This is a genomic window from Rhizobium sp. LjRoot254 (assembly GCF_964254105.1).
GTDB lineage: Bacteria > Pseudomonadota > Alphaproteobacteria > Rhizobiales > Rhizobiaceae > Rhizobium_E.
The window spans coordinates 546,679-562,763 of sequence record NZ_CAXUSM020000001.1; the positions used below are offsets into that span (position 1 = coordinate 546,679).

Sequence of the window (16,085 nt, forward strand, 5' to 3'; positions counted from 1 at the left end):
GCGTAAGCGTGTGTCTGACCACGAAAAATAGCCCCGATGCGAACAGGGGCCATCCTTCAAGCTTCGCATGAATTGCGAGCAACGGCATTGGACCCCCGCAAGCGAGGGTTCGGAAGAGTCAGTCGGAGAAATCCGGACCGCGCGTCAGGCGCGCAGTCTGAGATCCCGCTCCTCGATGGCCGAGGCCTTGTCGAATTCGGACTGAAGTTCCTCGACGGCCGTTTCGGCCGCGTCCTGCTGGACCTTCAATTCCCGGATCGAGACCCCCAGATTGTCGGACCGCTGGCGGGCGGCCTTGGCGAAGGTCGAATAGGCGAAGTGATTCGGATCGGTGATGCCGGACTTCTTCTCTTCGTACTGGATCTGGTTCTCCAGCTCCTTCGCCATGCGTTCAAACTCGGCCATCATCATCTGCAGTTGTCTCAGCTGACGGCGTTTCTCCTTCAGCTGGAATTCCTTCAGACGCACTAGGCTTTCACGCGACTTCATACGCAATACTCCGTGGATAGCGTGATCCCGGTTAACTTACAAAACCCGGCTTGAAAGAGTCCCAAAGGACACATCTCAAAAAAATGTTCACGGACGTTAATAATTCCTAACGACGGTAACCATTCGTTTACGGGCATCGTTAATGATAACGGCCATGGTTTAAGGCTCGGTAAATGCCGGAAGGATGTTTCACTTTTTTGGCGAAGAATGAGTCGGCTGAATCGCTTAGCGCGAATTCTTAATGTATTGGTTAAGAGTCGTCATTTGGGGATTCATGTGGTAAATCAGGTGGCTGGGGAAAATATTTAACAAAGTCGATACATCTTGCCAGATGGAATCAGAATTTGTTAACCATTTAATGGCAGCCTCCAAATCAGGCAATTAGCTGGATCCCAGCCCTGAAGGTGAGGTTGTGAACCTTTCAAGGCGGCGGAAAAGGGGAAGAATATGCGGGTTCTACTCATAGAAGATGACAGCGCGACAGCGCAAAGTATTGAGCTTATGCTCAAATCCGAGAGTTTCAATGTTTACACCACCGATCTCGGTGAAGAGGGCGTCGATCTCGGCAAGCTCTACGATTACGATATCATTCTCCTGGATCTGAACTTGCCCGACATGTCCGGCTACGAAGTGCTGCGCACTTTACGCCTGTCGAAGGTCAAGACCCCGATCCTCATTCTCTCTGGTATGGCCGGGATCGAAGACAAGGTACGAGGCCTTGGTTTCGGTGCCGACGACTACATGACCAAGCCTTTCCACAAGGATGAACTGGTTGCGCGCATTCATGCGATCGTGCGCCGCTCCAAGGGCCACGCCCAGTCGATCATCATCACCGGCGACCTGATCGTCAATCTCGACGCCAAGACGGTGGAAATCGGCGGCCAGCGGGTGCATCTCACGGGCAAGGAATACCAGATGCTGGAGCTTCTCTCGCTCCGCAAGGGCACCACGCTCACCAAGGAAATGTTCCTCAACCACCTCTATGGCGGCATGGACGAGCCGGAACTGAAGATCATCGACGTCTTCATCTGCAAGCTGCGCAAGAAGCTCGCGGCAGCTGCCGGCGGCGCCAACTATATCGAGACCGTCTGGGGCCGCGGCTACGTGCTGCGCGAGCCCGAGGGTGTCGAACTGATGGAAAGCGCCTGACAATCGTCAAGTGTTAACCCGATTCGCAATGCCCGTCCCGGTTTGGGGCGGGCATTTGCGTTTTGGGGCAGGGTTGTGTCGCTTAACCCGCCATCCGATATTCGGAGGGTTCGACCGGCAAGGGCGACACCGTGACGAACTGGTTGGCGTTGACGACAAAGAACGTCTTGCGCAGTTTTTCCTTAACGTCCCAGGTCACGACCTCGCCCTGATGGCAGAACCAACTGTCGCCGGGGCCGTATGTGACGCTGTTTCCCGCTTCGTCGGTGAGGGTCACCTCGCCATCGAGCACGGTCGCGTGCTCGTGGAAGGGATAGATCACCTTGAACTTGCCCTTGGTGACTTCGTAGATGCCGCTCAGCACCTGCCCATTGGCCGATGTATAGAGATTGGTGCCGTGCATGATCGGCTCGCCTTCGAGCGTGACGGCGGACAATCGCTCCGGCGGCCCCCAGACATCGAGTGCCGCAGCTGATGTGCCGATCTTGAATGCGATCATCCCAGTTCTCCGATCTTGCCTAAGCGAAGACCGCAGTGTTCCAGTGATGAGGCGGGTTGTGAAATTGTTTATTGCGAGACGGTGGTTCGGATATCGCGAGGCGTGGGTCTCGCCTGATTTATTGGTCTCCTACCAATCTTTCATGCAGGGCCATCGTAAGTCGAATGCCGATGAGAGCTAGAGAGTAGACCAGCAACAAGCCGGGAAAGGCATTGTAGATGGTGTCGTGAACGCTTTTCGGCGCCCCCAGCAACACGTCAGCCAGCGATAGCTGTAGAAGCAGCACGATCGCTTCGGAAAAAATTATCAGCCCTGCGGCAGCCGCGATCTCCCGAATTGTCCTGTGCCGAGTCAGGCCGACGATCGCTGAAAACAAAGCCCCCAATACCAATGGCAAGGCGGCAAGTACTGGCTCATAGCTATCGAGAAGCATGAGATTGATAATCGTGCCGGCTGAGGCGAAGCCAAGATTGAACTTCGTTGAAGTCCAGGCTGTTCGATAGATGCTGGGAATGGATGCTGAATCCAATGAAATGCAACCCGTCGTGGCGTTCCCGTCAATTGTGCCTCGCGCCAGATGGAAACTCAAGAGTTGTATTGCAAACTTCAGGCCGCAGCAGCCGATTTGGCGAGCATCTCGTCGAACAGCGCGTGCAGGACCTTGCTCTCATAGGGCTTGAGCAGGAAATCGTCGGCGCCGGCGCGTTTTGCGGCCATCAGGTGGCGGAGGTCGGCGGTTTCGACGCCGTAGAGGATGCGGGTGGAATTGCCTGATGGCATCAGGCGGATATTGGCAATGAGGTCCAGGGCGCCTTCGAGATTGGAATCGACGATGATGACGTCGGGGAGCGCGCTGTCGCATTTCGCCATGGCATCGAGGGCACTGGCGCAACCGGTCACGGCAAAGCCGAGTTCGGAAAGAATACCGTCGGCGGCCTCCCGCACGGATTCGGATTCATCTGATATCAACAGACGCAACATGGAACAGGACCCCTGGGCGCCGTCTCGTTTTGGCGCGTTATGGACAATTCAATTTAAATAGAAAAGCATAACGGAACCTTACCGGCTGTTCCCTGGGGGACGGCAGGGGGATTGATTGAGGCGGATGGCTGACGCTTGCTCCCCCTTCTCCCCTTGGGGAGAAGTGCCGAGCAACGCGAGGCGATGAGGGGTTCTAAGCTAATTGCTCGGCGCTTCGCGCAACCCCTCATCCGGCGCTACGCGCCACCTTCTCCCCAAGGGGAGAAGCGGAGCCGCACCGTTTCGTCGACTAGTCGGCCTTGGCCATCTCCGCCGTGAAGACGATTTCCTCGGGATTCTGCACGGCGTGGAGCTGCATGCCGGCTTCATCGGCGAGCATGACGGTGTAATAGGGCTGGATGGTGTGGGCGTCGATCGCCTCTTCCACCTGGCCCGAATTGATTTCCATGAACTTCGGCGGCAGACGCATCATCCGGCCCTTGGCGGTCATGGTGAATTTCGGGTCCGTCTCGGGATTTTCGAGCGTCACATCGACGGTGCCGCCACGCGGGATAGAGCCGTAAGCAACGAGAAAGAGATTGAGCAGCAGCTTCACCCGGTTCTTGGGGATGATGACGCGGGGTCCGTTCCAGGTGATCTCGGTCTTCTTTTCGGCGGCGGCGAATTCGCGGGCGGCCTTCTCGGCCTCGCCGGTATCGATCGAGGCGCCGACGGAGCCGGATGCGCCGAATGCCAGGCGGGCGAGCTTGAGGCGGACCGAGGCATTGAGCGCCGAGGTGCGGATCAGGTCGAGCGCGTCGGCGTCAGAGCCGCCTTCGTCGAGCAGTTCGAGGCCGTTGTTGATGGCGCCGACCGGGGAGATGACGTCATGGCAGACCCGGCTGCACAGGAGTGAGGCCAGATCGGCACCGGTGAGCGTCAGGTTCGGGTTTTTCGCCATTCGATTTCTCCTGGTCCGTCCGGTTCGTCGTTCGAAACCGGGCAGATCGTCACATAACGTAATTCGAGCATTCCCCGCAATACGCAAAGCCGGGAGAGTCAACGGGTATGGGGCGAGTCAAGGTGGCCCGCGTGCCTCTGCCATAAAGACACCACATTTGGTAAACCGATTGTTAAGACCATCGGTTCAAAATGCAGATAATTCACCATAGTTGCCTTTTTTCGAGAGGGCGCTGGGAGCACGAGGCGATGGAGCTGACAATGCGGGGAATGATGGGTTTATTCGGCAGGGCTGCGGCAATTGTCGCGCTGGTTTTCGGAGTGATGCTGGCGGCAGGCGCGCCGGCACGCGCGGACAATTCGCAATATACGATGCAGGAAATCGTCGACGCCGGCCACGGTTTCTTCGGTTCCACCACCGGCGGGCTGGCGAAGGTGATCGAAGCCGCCTTCAAGCAGTATGGCCTACCGAACGGCTATATTCTCGGCCAGGAAGCCGCCGGTTCGCTGGTGTTGGGCGCCACGTATGGCGAGGGCGAGCTCTATACCAAGAATGCCGGCCAGCACACGACCTTCTGGCAGGGGCCGTCGATCGGGCTGGATTACGGCGGCCAGGGCAGCCGCGTGATGATGCTGGTCTATGAGCTGCCGAGCGTGAACTCGATCTATACCCGCTTCGGCGGCGTGTCCGGCCAGGCCTATGTGGTCGCCGGCTTCGGCATGACGGTGCTCAAGAACAAGAATGTGCTGATCGTACCGATCCGCACGGGCATCGGCGCACGGCTGGGCGTGAACGTCGGGTATTTGAAGATGACCAAGCGGGCTACGTGGAATCCGTTTTGAGCTTTCCCATCGGGCGGGGATGACGGGCGGCGCTCCGGGTTCGGGGCGCCGCTCTCGTTTTGGGGGCAGTATATGACATTTTAGGGAAGATCTGCCGGAATGACGGCCCCCGCTTCTCCCCTTGGGGAGAAGGTGGCGCGAATGCGCCGGATGAGGGGTTCTCATCCAGTCGTCGGCGCTTCGCGCAACCCCTCATCTGCCCTGCGGGCATCTTCTCCCCAAGGGGAGAAGCGGAGTCGAGCCAGCCGCCCCCGACGGCATCCTCCTCCCGCCCACGTTAACAACATCTGCCAAAATTACCGGCCCTGTTACCTACGTAACTTGCAGGTGCCATGGTCGCATGCTTTAAACGGCCCAAGTTGTTTCAACATCGGGCGCGACGGCCGTGATAGAATATGCTTTGCTTTTCGTACTGGGCTTTGTGACCGCGATGCTGGCAGGCCTTCTGCTGGCACCCGCCATCCACCGCCGTATCGTCAAATTCACCGAGAACCGCATCATCGCCACCATGCCGGTCAGCCCCGGCGAACTGCGCGCGCAGAAGGACATGGTGCGGGCCGAAATGGCGGCCAGTGTCGCCCGGACGGGTCATGACCTGAAGCTTGAGCGCGGCAAGGCCGCGACGCTTGGTATCCAAAACGATCATCTGATCAGCCAAGCCGGTGGACTTGCCAGCGAGAATTTCGACCTCCGGACCTCAATGGAAGCGCTTGACCATGAAGCGGGCGAAATCCGTGCGGCGCTGCGCCAGGAGGAAATGCACGTGGTGAGCCTGCGCGAGCAGCTCTCGGAAGGCGCGATCCGGGATCGCGCCAAGGAGGAGCGCATTTCGCAGCTTCTCGGCAAGATCCAGCAACTCGACCAGGATGTCGGCAACCTCAAGATCGATATCGCCACGCGCGACACCGAGGCGGAAAGCTTCCGGTCGCGCATCAATGCGCTGCGCGACGAACGCGAGACGCTACGCAACGACCTGAGGCTGACGACCCAGCGCGCCAAGGATGCCGAACTCCGGCTCGCCCGCGAGGAGAACAAGTCGGCCCGGCTCGAGGATCGCCTCAACAGCGAGATTTCGGGCAGCGTCGACAAGGATACGATCATCGAGCGCCGGCTATCCGAGGTCAACCGGTTGAAGGAGCGGCTGAAGGCGGCCAATGCCGAGGTCCGCGAGACGGCGCGCAAGCCTGCGATCACCAAGCTGCCGCCGCCGGAACGCATCAAGACGCTGCCCAGCAGTGTGAGGCGCGCCACGCTTGAGGACCTGAAGTCGGACGAGCCCGCGAAGCTGGTCGAAGCCACGCCGCCGGCGCTGTCGCCGGAATCCGCGCCGCTTGCGATGTTGCCCACCAGGCTGATCGACGAGAAGCGTGCTTCGGAACTTTCCGATGAAGCCCGCAGCCAGGCCAATGCGGTGTCCGACATGCTGCTCAATCTGGAGAACGAGGATCGCGACGACGCACTGCGCATCGACATCGCCGACATCGCCGCCAAAATGATGGCGATCGTCGCGCAGAAGGAAGGCATGTCGTCGCCGATCCGGTCCATGCTGTCCGGGCGGCCGCAGGAAAGTGCTTCGGCGCGGGTCTCGCTTTCGAACCGGGCTTCATCGCTGATGCACCAGGAGTAAGGTGGGGCGCTAACGCGTGGCACCCACTTCTCCCCTTGGGGAGAAGTGCCGAGCGCAGCGAGGCGATGAGGGGTTCCCATCCACATTCCGCGCTTCGCGCAACCCCTCATCTGCCTGCCGGCATCTTCTCCCCAAGGGGAGAAGCGGGGCTCGAGTTGACCCTTCAAATCCGCCCCATCGCCGAGGCGATGGCGAACAGTGCCACGCCGGTTGCCGTGCCGGCGTTGAGGCTATCGAGGCCTGGCGCCTGCGGTATGCGTGCCGTCTGGATCGAGGCGAGAACCTCCTGCGGCAGGCCTTCCCCCTCGGTTCCGGTCAACAGGGCAGCCCGATTGCCGGGTGTGATCTGCCTGATGTCGATCGAGCCGCGTGGAGACAGGCCCCAGAGCGAGAAACCATCCTCCCGCAGCGCCGTCAGCAGATCGGCGATCGATCCCTCCCTGGCATAGGGAATGCGCAGAACCGAGCCCACCGATACGCGCAACGCCTTTCGATAGAGCGGGTCGCAGCAGGTTTCGTCGAGGAGCACTGCATCGGCGCCGAAGGCTGCCGCATTGCGGAAGATGGCGCCGATATTGTCGTGGTTGGCGATGCCGCAGGCCGCGACGACAAGGGCATTCTCCGGCAGCGAAGCGAGAAGCGCCTGTGCGGTGGGCGAGTTCTTCCGAACGCCCAGCGCAAGGACGCCGCGATGGATGTCGAAGCCAGCAATGGCGTTCATCACCGTCTTCGAGGCGATGTGGACCGGCACGTCATCAGGCAACCGTTCGATCAAGGACGCAAGGCCCTCGACGCGGTTTTCGAGCAGCAGCAGAGATTCGGCGGCGAAGGCGCCCGCGCCGTCGCGCGAATCGACCAGCAGGTTGAGGACGACGGTGCCTTCTGCGATGAAGCGGCCCTCGCGGCGCGTCAGGTCGCGCTCGCGGATTTCGCGGAAGCCCGCGATCCGGGGATCATCGGCGTCCTCGATGCGGATCAGCGCTCTCGCCGGCACGGATTACTTGACTTCGATCTCGGTCACCTGCTTGCCGGTGCCGATATCGTAGACGAACATGCGCTGGCGGCCTTCGGGATCGGCGCCGAACATCAATATGCGGTTGCCGCTGAGCGACGAGCTTTCGAGCACGAAGCCTTCGGGAAGCGTGATGGTCTGCTTCGCGGCAGGCACGACGTCCGTCATGGTCGCCGTGGTGGTTGCCGGCAGCCGGCTTTGATCGGGCTTATTCCTGTCGATCTTGTAGACAATCGAGAAGACGACCGCCATAAGACCGATAATGATCACCGAACTCGAAATCACCAGAAGACGAACCATCTTGCGGCGGATTTTTTCCATCGCCGGATCAAGCGGTTTTTCTTCCTCGTCGGTGAAGTTCGGGTTGGTCATTTGCGCTCCAGCATTGGTTAGTCGTTGATGTCACAATCCTTTAACCAAGATGACGATGCAGGGAAAGTCCTCATTGCGGACCAGCATGCCGCAGGGCGGCTGGACGCATGGCTTGCAGGCGCGCTGGCGGGCGAGCTGTCGCGGAGCCGGATCAAGGCGCTGATCGAGGGTGGCGATATCAGCATCAACGGCGTGCCCGCCAAGGAGGCCAAGCAGAAGATCCATCCGGGCGACCGGATCGAGATCGTCATGCCCGAACCGGAAGACGCCGAACCGCAGGGCGAGGATATCCCGCTCGACGTGCTCTACGAGGACGACGACCTGATCGTGCTGGTCAAGCCCGCCGGGCTTGTCGTCCATCCCGGTGCGGGCAACTGGACCGGCACCCTGGTCAATGCGCTGATCCATCATTGCGGCGAGAGCCTCTCGGGCATCGGCGGCGTCAAGCGGCCGGGCATCGTGCATCGCCTCGACAAGGAGACGAGCGGGGTGATGGTGGCGGCGAAAACCGATCTCGCCCATCGCAGCCTGTCGGAGCAATTCGCCGACCACGGCAAGACCATGCAGCTCGAACGGGCCTACCAGGCCGTGGTCTGGGGCCTGCCGCGGCCGCACAAGGGCACGATCGATGCGGCCTTGGGTCGTTCGTCGGACCGGACCCGGCGCGCGGTGCGCAACGACGACGCGGCCGATGCGCGCCATGCCGTCACCCACTACGAGGTGACCGCGCGATATCACGAGCGGCCGGACGCCACGGCGATCGCTTCAATGGTCGTCTGCCGGCTGGAAACGGGGCGGACCCACCAGATCCGCGTCCACATGGCCCATATCGGCCACCCCCTGCTCGGCGATCCCGAATACGGGGCTGCGTTCCGCACCAAAGTCAACCTGCTGCCCGAACCGGCGCGTTCGGTCGTGTCAGGGTTCCACCGCCAGGCGCTGCATGCCTACCTGCTGCAGATCGTGCATCCCAGGAGCGGCGAAGTGATGCGATTCGAGGCGGATTTGCCTGAAGACATGCGGGAACTTATATCTTCGTTGCGCATTTAGACGCATCGCACTCTCTAGCGCCGTGATTGATAAGGTTACCTTATTTTCACGCGAGCGTGATGGCTGTCGCCTTGAAACAGCCGCAACAACACCTAAATTATAGCAAGGGCGGAGTCCGTGACTTGCCCTGCGAGGCTTGCCGCAAAGGAAGCCGAAAGAGAGGGGTGCTCTATGGCCCGTAATACAATGCCCATGTTGACCGCTGAAGGCGGCCTCAACCGTTATCTCGATGAAATCCGCAAGTTCCCGATGCTTGAGCCGCAGGAAGAGTACATGCTCGCCAAGCGCTTTGCCGAACATCAGGACAGAAATGCCGCCCACAGGCTCGTGACCAGCCATCTGCGCTTGGTCGCCAAGATTGCCATGGGCTATCGCGGCTACGGCCTGCCGATCGGCGAAGTCGTCTCCGAAGGCAATGTCGGCCTGATGCAGGCTGTCAAGAAGTTCGAGCCGGATCGCGGCTTTCGCCTGGCGACCTATGCCATGTGGTGGATCAAGGCTGCGATCCAGGAATATATCCTGCGCTCGTGGTCGCTCGTGAAGATGGGCACCACCGCCAACCAGAAGCGCCTGTTCTTCAACCTGCGCCGTCTCAAGGGCCGCATCCAGGCCATCGATGACGGCGATCTGAAGCCGGAACAGGTCGCCGAGATCGCCACCAAGCTGAAGGTCAGCGAGGAGGAAGTGATCTCGATGAACCGCCGTCTCGGCGGCGACGCGTCGCTCAATGCGCCGATCAAGGCGTCCGAGGGCGATTCGGGTCAATGGCAGGATTGGCTGGTCGACGACCATGAAAGCCAGGAAGACATGCTGATCGAGCAGGACGAGCTGGAAAACCGCCGTTCGATGCTTGCCGGCGCCTTGAAGGTCCTGAACGATCGCGAAAAGCGCATCTTCGAAGCCCGCCGCCTCCGCGAAGATCCGGTGACGCTGGAAGAGCTGTCCGCCGAATTCGACATCAGCCGAGAACGCGTGCGCCAGATCGAAGTGCGTGCCTTTGAAAAGGTGCAGGATGCCGTGCGTGACGCGGCGCTTGCCCAGGCCAAGGCGCTCAGGATGGTTGAGCCCGCGTAAAGGCCGGTGTCGTGAGACACATGAATTGATAGCGCCGGGCAACTGTGTTGCCCGGCGCTTCTGTTTTTGGACAGGCCTTCCGGTCGTCATCCTCGGGCTTGTGTGGACGAAGTGTGTTTAACTTGATGCACCGGCCGGACTGAACTTCCGGCCGGTGCAGGCAGGAGGCCGTTCACTTGGGCTGGCTTTGAATAGCCGAGGACAAGCTTGGCCCTGCCTGCTCCCTTAGACCCCGAACGGTTGATCGGGCTTTCGCCCGCACCACAAGCCTGGGAGCAAGGCCATGATATCTGAACTTTCCTTTGTCGGCATCGACGTTTCCAAAGCCCGCCTCGATGTCCACATCCATCCTGCGGGTCACGTCCTGGTGCTCGCCAATATTTCAGAGCATTTCAGTGATCTCATCGCACGCCTGCGTGTTCTGGGGGCATCTGTCGTCGGTCTTGAGGCATCGGGTGGCTATGAACGGCCGCTTGCCGACGCGCTCCATGCCGCGGGCATCGATGTCCGTATCCTGCAGCCATCGCGCGTGCGCGGCTTTGCCCGCTCGATCGGACAGCTCGCCAAGACCGATGCGATCGATGCCGCCGTGATTGCCCGCTATCTCGCGACCGCCCATCAGGCGCTTGCACCCTACCGTCGGGATCCGGCGCTTGGCAGCCTTGGGGCGCTGCTCGGCCACAGGCGGCGGCTGGTCGCCGAGCGCAGTGGGTTGCTCAGCCAGTGCGATACCGAGACCGAACCCCTGGTGCTCAGCTTGATCGAAGAGCGCCTCGCCGCGATCGAGCGAGCGATCGTGCGCATCAAGGACGCGGTGCATGCGCTTGTCGCCGACAATCCGGCGGTCAGCGGTGTCGGACCAGTGCTCGCCACCACGCTGCTCGCCGACCTGCCGGAACTAGGCCAGGTCTCGGGTAAGACCGTCGCCGCTCTTCTCGGCGTCGCACCGCATGCACGCCAATCAGGAAAAGCCAACCGGCCGGGACGGTGTTCGGGCGGTCGTAAACATCTGCGCGATATTGCCTACATGGCGGTCTTGAGCGCCATCAAGGCAGGCGACCCAATCCTAGGCGGCTTCTATAAGCGCCTCAGGCAGAACGGAAAGCCCTTCAAACTCGCCATGGTCGCCACCATCCGCAAGCTCATCACAATCCTCAACGCCATCGCAAGGACCGATCCAGCTTTCGCAACCTGAAAACCACGGTTGCTTGTCCCTAGGATCTGGTGACGCTCATCAAGCAATCGACGATGGTGGGTCTATCTTCCCTCACCAGATCCTCGGGACAAGCCCGAGGATGACGGCTGTGGGTGTTGCGCTGCCGTGGGTGATCGTGGGCCAATACAAACCAAGACGCCGGGCAAGCCAATTGCCCGGCGCTTTCATTTTGAGAACAGTTCGGCCGATCAGTCGTTGTTGACCTGCGCGCCGAGTGCCGCCCATTCGGCCATCACCTTGTCGAAGGCATCCGTGCCGGATGCGCCCTTTTCGATCGTGATCAGTGCGCGGCGGTTGTTGCGGTAGGTGATCGGGATGTCGATCCAGGACCGTGTCTTCATCAGTTCGGTGTTGGACTTGCGGGCATCGGCGTCGTCGTTGAGCGCCACCATGTGGAAATCGTCGGTGATCTTGGCGGGCACGGCGATCAGGCTGTTGCCACGATCCTGCTCGGTCTGCTTGAAGGCGACGCGTTCGACCTTCTCGACATTGCCTTCCGGGAAATTCTCGGGCAGGTCGAAGACGACCTCGATGATATGGCTTGCGGGCAGCGAGACGTCGCTGTTGCGCTTGAAGGAGATCAGCACCTTCATCTTGCGGCCGGGAATGTCGATATTCGCCTCGATCATCGGCTGCTTCTTGTCGCCTGCGCTGGTCGTGTCCGATTTGACCGACCATGTCACAGTGCCGGGGACGGCGACCGGCGAGCCACCGAGCTGCTCCTCGTAAAGGAACATCTTCTGGGTGACCGCGAGCGCCGGCGTCTCGGCATTGGCCTTGTTGTCGGCGGGGACGGCCGCGTCGGTGGAAGCGACCTGTTCGCCGGCATCCGTCTGGCCGGCAATGGTCTTGCCTTCCTTCAGGGTCTGGTCGACCGGAATCTTGGCGGCATCGGTTTCAGCCTCGGTACCATCGGCCAACAGGCGCTGGGTGAATTTCGTCGGCATGCTGGGATCGAGCGAGGCCACCTCGGTCGGCTTGGCATCGGCATCCGCCGGCTTCGTGTCGGTTGCGGCTGCCTTGTCCTCGACACCCTTGGCGTCAGTGGCGGCCTTTTCATCGACGGCACGTGTTTCCGAGGCGTCCTTGCTCTCGCCGGAAGGCATATAGCTGGCAACCAGCGTGCTGACATCGGCGCGGTAATGATAGAGGCCGTACGCTCCGCCTGCGACGATCAGGGCGGCGCCGACGCCGATGGCGATCGGGAGCGGGTTGAAGCGGTTCTTTTTCTTGCGTTTCTGAACCCGGAAGCTCTTGCCTTCGAGCTTCGACATGGCGCGCGACACCTCGGGTGGAAGCTTCTCGCCGTTGCCTGCCTTGTCGCCGTCAGCCTGGCTGTCGTAGCCGATCAGATCCTCGAGCTCGGTACGCGCATTCTTCTGGCGCTGCTGTTCCTTCGCAGGGGTGGCGTCGATTTCCTTCTGCTTGGCCTCGAGAGCCTCCTCGAAGGCGACGGGCTTGGGCAGATCGGGAAGATCGTCGAACGGTGCGTCCCAGGAGAAATCGCCGTCCTGGCCTTTTTTCGACGGTGGCGGCGAAACGGCGGGGGTCGCGAATTCCTGCTTCAGGAAATCGTTGAAGCCTGTCGCGACGTCGGTCTCGGTGAGGGCGGCGCGCGGCATCTGCGGCTCGTCCTGGACAGGCTCCGGCGGGGCGACTTCCGGCTCCTGGTCGATGTCCACCGCCCAATCGGGCGTGGTGGCCTCGGCGCGCACGGGCTGCTCGGGTTCCTGCTGCATGGCCGTCATCCAGGCAGGTTCCTGGTCTTCACGGCGCGGTTCGGCTGTGGCGTCGTCATCGCCGCCGGGCACTTCCGATTCGGCCTCGACGAACGGCTGTTCCATGACGCGATTGGCGACATGGCGGCGCGCAGGCTCGGCATGGGCGAGAATCGGATCGTCGTGATCGTCGGCGTGGGCGACGGATTGGACGTGGGCAGTTTCCGCGACGGGCTCGTCCTGCACCGCAGCCACAGGCTCTTCGCGGTTTACAAACGGGGCGGTGTCTATGAAGGCGGGTTCTTCATGGCGAACGGCTTCCGGCTCGACCGGTGCAGGTTCGTGATAGGCCGCTTCGACGGGTTCGGCTTCGGAGTGGCGGGTTTCGACGGCCTCTTCGTCCGCGGCATCGGCGACGACCGGCTGGGCGGCTGGCTCGTCCGCGGCTGCCGGCTGCGCATCCTGTTCGGCGGGAGCGGCCTCGGAATGTTCCCCCTCGACCTGGCGGATCGCATCGTCGAGCTTGTCGAGCTGGCGCTTGAACATGACTTCAGGCGGCCGGGGCTTCATGTTCTCGAGCTGGCGTACGACGGCGCTCTTGGCCTTGTCATAGACCTTCGCGCGCATCTCGGGCGTGTTGTCGGTGAGGCCGTCAACAGCGCGTCGGATAACTGCTACAAAATCCGCCATAGGATCCTTCTCAACTCAATAAGCCGGGCAGGATAGTGCACTATCCATGCCCGGAACTTTCGGTTCAGTCTTCGAACGGGTCCGTGACGAGGATAGTATCATCCCGTTCGGGGCTGGTCGACAGAAGCGAGACCGGGGCCCCGATCAGCTCTTCCACCTGCCTCACATATTTGATCGCCTGCGCGGGCAGATCGGCCCATTTCCGCGCGCCCACGGTGGATTCCTTCCACCCTTCGAGCGTGACATAGATCGGCTCGACCCTGGCCTGAGCCGCCTGACCTGCCGGGAGATGATCGATCTCCTGGCCATCCAGCCTGTAGCCGGTGCAGATCTTCAACTCCTCGAGGCCATCGAGCACATCGAGCTTGGTCAGCGCGATGCCGGTGACGCCATTGGTGGCAACGGATTGCCGCACAAGTGCTGCATCAAACCAGCCACACCGTCTCTTTCTACCGGTAACTGTGCCAAATTCATGGCCGCGCTCACCTAAAAATACGCCGACCTCGTCAAAAAGCTCGGTCGGGAAGGGGCCTTCGCCCACCCTCGTTGTGTAGGCCTTGGTGATTCCGAGCACGTAAGAGAGCGCTGACGGACCCATGCCGGAGCCCGCCGCAGCCTGTCCCGCAACCGTGTTGGAGGAGGTCACGAAGGGGTAGGTGCCGTGGTCGATGTCGAGAAGCGTGCCTTGCGCGCCTTCGAAAAGGATGCGCGAACCCTTGCGGCGCTCGCGGTCGAGCAGCGCCCAGACGGTTTCGGAATAGGGCAGCACGCGCTCGGTGATGGCTGCCAGTTCCGCCATGATCGCGGCATGGCTGACTTCCGCTTCGCCAAGGCCGCGGCGGAGCGCATTGTGATGGGTGAGCAGGCGATCGACCTTGAGGCCGAGCGAGGACGGGTCGGCGAGATCGGTGACGCGTATGGCGCGGCGGCCGACTTTGTCCTCATAGGCCGGGCCGATACCGCGGCGGGTGGTACCGATCTTGGTGCCGGAATTGGAGGCCGCATCCTCGCGGATGCCGTCGAGTTCGCGGTGGAGCGACAGGATGAGTGTCGCATTGTCGGCAATGCGGAGGTTCTCCGGCGTGATGATCACGCCCTGACCGGCCAGCTTGTCGATTTCGGTCAGCAGCGCGTGCGGATCGATCACCACGCCATTGCCGATGATCGCGAGCTTGCCCGGACGCACCACGCCCGAGGGCAGCAGCGAGAGCTTGTAACTGGTGCCATCGATGACCAGCGTATGGCCGGCATTGTGTCCCCCCTGGAAGCGGACCACGATGTCCGCGCGTTCGGAGAGCCAATCGACAATCTTGCCCTTGCCCTCGTCGCCCCACTGGGTGCCCACGACAACCACATTCGCCATATCTTGTGTTTCCTGCCTTTGGATCGGCGTCTCAGCGCCCTTTCAAACCGGCGCACATATAAATCTTTACGATCGGGAAAGCGACCCGGTAAATGGCGCGGGCGGGGCTTTTTGCGTGACAGGACATCGGTGCGAGGCTAAGCCTCGACTTTTCCTCCTTAATGCATGCAGTTCATTCATGTCGCCTACAGCAAAAGCCTACCTTTTCCTCGTCATCACCGGACTCGGCTGGGCAGCCAATGCCGTCGTCGGCAAATTCGCCGTCGGCCATGTCGGGCCGATGACGCTCACGCTCGGGCGCTGGTCGATCGCGCTGGCAATCATCGTCATTATCTCCCTGCCGCAGATCAAGGTCGACTGGCCGGAGATCAGGAAGAACTGGCTGGTGTGCTTCGTGTCTGCGGGGTTGGGTTTCACCGGGTTCAACGCGCTGCTTTATTCGGCCCTGCAGCACACGTCGGCAATCAACGTGGTGATCGAGCAGGCCGGCATTCCGGGCCTTATTTTTCTCGGCAACTACCTGCTTTTCCGAACCAAGCTCGGGGCGGGGCAGATCGCGGGCTATCTGATCACGCTGCTTGGCGTTGCCGTGACGGCGTCGAATGGTTCACTGCAGACCATCCTCGATCTCGGCTTCAATCTGGGCGACCTCATGATGCTGCTGGCGGGCGTGGTCTATGCGTCCTACACGATCAGCCTGCGCTACAAGCCCAGCATCCATTGGAAAAGCCTGTTCGCCGCATCGGCGTTCGGAGCGATGGTCGCGGCAGTTCCGCTTTTCGCCTGGGAAGCATCCTCGGCTGATTTCATCACGCCCGACCTGATCGGATGGGGTGCCATCCTGTTCACGGCGCTCGCGCCGTCGCTGGTATCGCAGATCCTCTATGTCAGGGGCGTCGAACTGATTGGACCGAATCGTGCCGGCATTTTCATCAACACGATTCCGGTTTTCGGAACGCTGTTGTCGGTGATTTTCCTGCGTGAAGCCTTTCTTGGCTATCATTTCCTTGCCATGGCGCTGGTTCTGGTCGGGATCGCGATCGCGGAGAGGGGAAGGCTGTGA

The 16,085-nt window shown here is 61.1% G+C and carries 16 protein-coding genes; 7 read left to right on the forward strand and 9 right to left on the reverse strand.

The annotated features are described in order from the left end of the window. Positions 1-144: 144 nt before the first annotated feature. A complete protein-coding gene (locus tag ACSQ26_RS02735) occupies positions 145-489 on the reverse strand; it encodes a flagellar export protein FliJ (RefSeq protein WP_436006043.1) in 345 nt (114 codons plus the stop codon). 447 nt (positions 490-936) lie between these two features. Between ACSQ26_RS02735 and ctrA the strand changes: the two genes are divergently transcribed. Next, positions 937-1,638, forward strand: coding sequence for a response regulator transcription factor CtrA (gene ctrA, locus ACSQ26_RS02740; RefSeq protein ID WP_258158042.1), 702 nt, complete (start codon positions 937-939; stop codon positions 1,636-1,638). Between the two features lie 82 nt (positions 1,639-1,720). Here the strand turns inward: ctrA and ACSQ26_RS02745 are convergent, their stop codons facing one another. The 4 genes from ACSQ26_RS02745 to chpT form a co-directional block, all read right to left on the reverse strand. Beyond that, complete coding sequence (locus ACSQ26_RS02745; protein ID WP_436006046.1) at positions 1,721-2,137, reverse strand: cupin domain-containing protein; 417 nt, start codon at positions 2,135-2,137, stop codon at positions 1,721-1,723. A 118-nt stretch (positions 2,138-2,255) separates the two neighbouring features. Then, on the reverse strand, positions 2,256-2,666 hold the full coding sequence (locus ACSQ26_RS02750) for a hypothetical protein (RefSeq protein ID WP_436006048.1): 411 nt from the start codon (positions 2,664-2,666) through the stop codon (positions 2,256-2,258). 77 nt (positions 2,667-2,743) lie between these two features. Continuing rightward, positions 2,744-3,118, reverse strand: coding sequence for a response regulator (locus ACSQ26_RS02755; protein ID WP_436006050.1), 375 nt, complete (start codon positions 3,116-3,118; stop codon positions 2,744-2,746). Positions 3,119-3,407: 289 nt separating this feature from the next. After that, positions 3,408-4,058, reverse strand: a complete 651-nt coding sequence (gene chpT, locus ACSQ26_RS02760) for a histidine phosphotransferase ChpT (protein WP_436006052.1) — start codon at positions 4,056-4,058, stop codon at positions 3,408-3,410. 272 nt (positions 4,059-4,330) lie between these two features. Between chpT and ACSQ26_RS02765 the strand changes: the two genes are divergently transcribed. Both ACSQ26_RS02765 and ACSQ26_RS02770 read left to right on the forward strand, forming a co-directional pair. Next, entirely contained in the window at positions 4,331-4,900 is a 570-nt protein-coding gene (locus ACSQ26_RS02765) for a DUF1134 domain-containing protein (protein WP_436015070.1), read from the forward strand. 385 nt (positions 4,901-5,285) lie between these two features. Continuing rightward, positions 5,286-6,527 carry a hypothetical protein gene (locus tag ACSQ26_RS02770; protein WP_436006054.1) on the forward strand — a complete coding sequence of 414 codons (1,242 nt, stop codon included), beginning with the start codon at positions 5,286-5,288 and terminating at the stop codon, positions 6,525-6,527. Positions 6,528-6,690: 163 nt separating this feature from the next. On the opposite strand, the gene ACSQ26_RS02775 is transcribed toward ACSQ26_RS02770, so the two are convergent. Both ACSQ26_RS02775 and ACSQ26_RS02780 read right to left on the reverse strand, forming a co-directional pair. Next, positions 6,691-7,521 carry a TrmH family RNA methyltransferase gene (locus tag ACSQ26_RS02775; RefSeq protein ID WP_436006056.1) on the reverse strand — a complete coding sequence of 277 codons (831 nt, stop codon included), beginning with the start codon at positions 7,519-7,521 and terminating at the stop codon, positions 6,691-6,693. Between the two features lie 3 nt (positions 7,522-7,524). Beyond that, positions 7,525-7,911, reverse strand: a complete 387-nt coding sequence (locus ACSQ26_RS02780) for a hypothetical protein (RefSeq protein ID WP_436006058.1) — start codon at positions 7,909-7,911, stop codon at positions 7,525-7,527. A 27-nt stretch (positions 7,912-7,938) separates the two neighbouring features. Between ACSQ26_RS02780 and ACSQ26_RS02785 the strand changes: the two genes are divergently transcribed. The 3 genes from ACSQ26_RS02785 (at position 7,939) to ACSQ26_RS02795 (ending at position 11,230) form a co-directional block, all read left to right on the forward strand. Beyond that, positions 7,939-8,961 carry an RluA family pseudouridine synthase gene (locus ACSQ26_RS02785; RefSeq protein ID WP_436006060.1) on the forward strand — a complete coding sequence of 341 codons (1,023 nt, stop codon included), beginning with the start codon at positions 7,939-7,941 and terminating at the stop codon, positions 8,959-8,961. A gap of 171 nt (positions 8,962-9,132) precedes the next feature. Next, positions 9,133-10,035 carry an RNA polymerase sigma factor RpoH gene (gene rpoH, locus ACSQ26_RS02790; protein ID WP_436006062.1) on the forward strand — a complete coding sequence of 301 codons (903 nt, stop codon included), beginning with the start codon at positions 9,133-9,135 and terminating at the stop codon, positions 10,033-10,035. Positions 10,036-10,318: 283 nt separating this feature from the next. Then, positions 10,319-11,230: an IS110 family transposase gene (locus tag ACSQ26_RS02795; RefSeq protein WP_436006064.1), complete on the forward strand. Its 912-nt coding sequence runs from the start codon at positions 10,319-10,321 to the stop codon at positions 11,228-11,230. Between the two features lie 209 nt (positions 11,231-11,439). Here ACSQ26_RS02795 and ACSQ26_RS02800 read toward each other — a convergent pair whose 3' ends face one another. Next, positions 11,440-13,659, reverse strand: a complete 2,220-nt coding sequence (locus ACSQ26_RS02800; RefSeq protein ID WP_436006066.1) for a hypothetical protein — start codon at positions 13,657-13,659, stop codon at positions 11,440-11,442. A gap of 64 nt (positions 13,660-13,723) precedes the next feature. Then, entirely contained in the window at positions 13,724-15,022 is a 1,299-nt protein-coding gene (locus ACSQ26_RS02805; protein ID WP_436006068.1) for an adenylosuccinate synthase, read from the reverse strand. 178 nt (positions 15,023-15,200) lie between these two features. On the opposite strand from ACSQ26_RS02805, the gene ACSQ26_RS02810 reads away from it, so the two are divergent. Then, on the forward strand, positions 15,201-16,085 hold the full coding sequence (locus ACSQ26_RS02810) for a DMT family transporter (protein ID WP_436006070.1): 885 nt from the start codon (positions 15,201-15,203) through the stop codon (positions 16,083-16,085).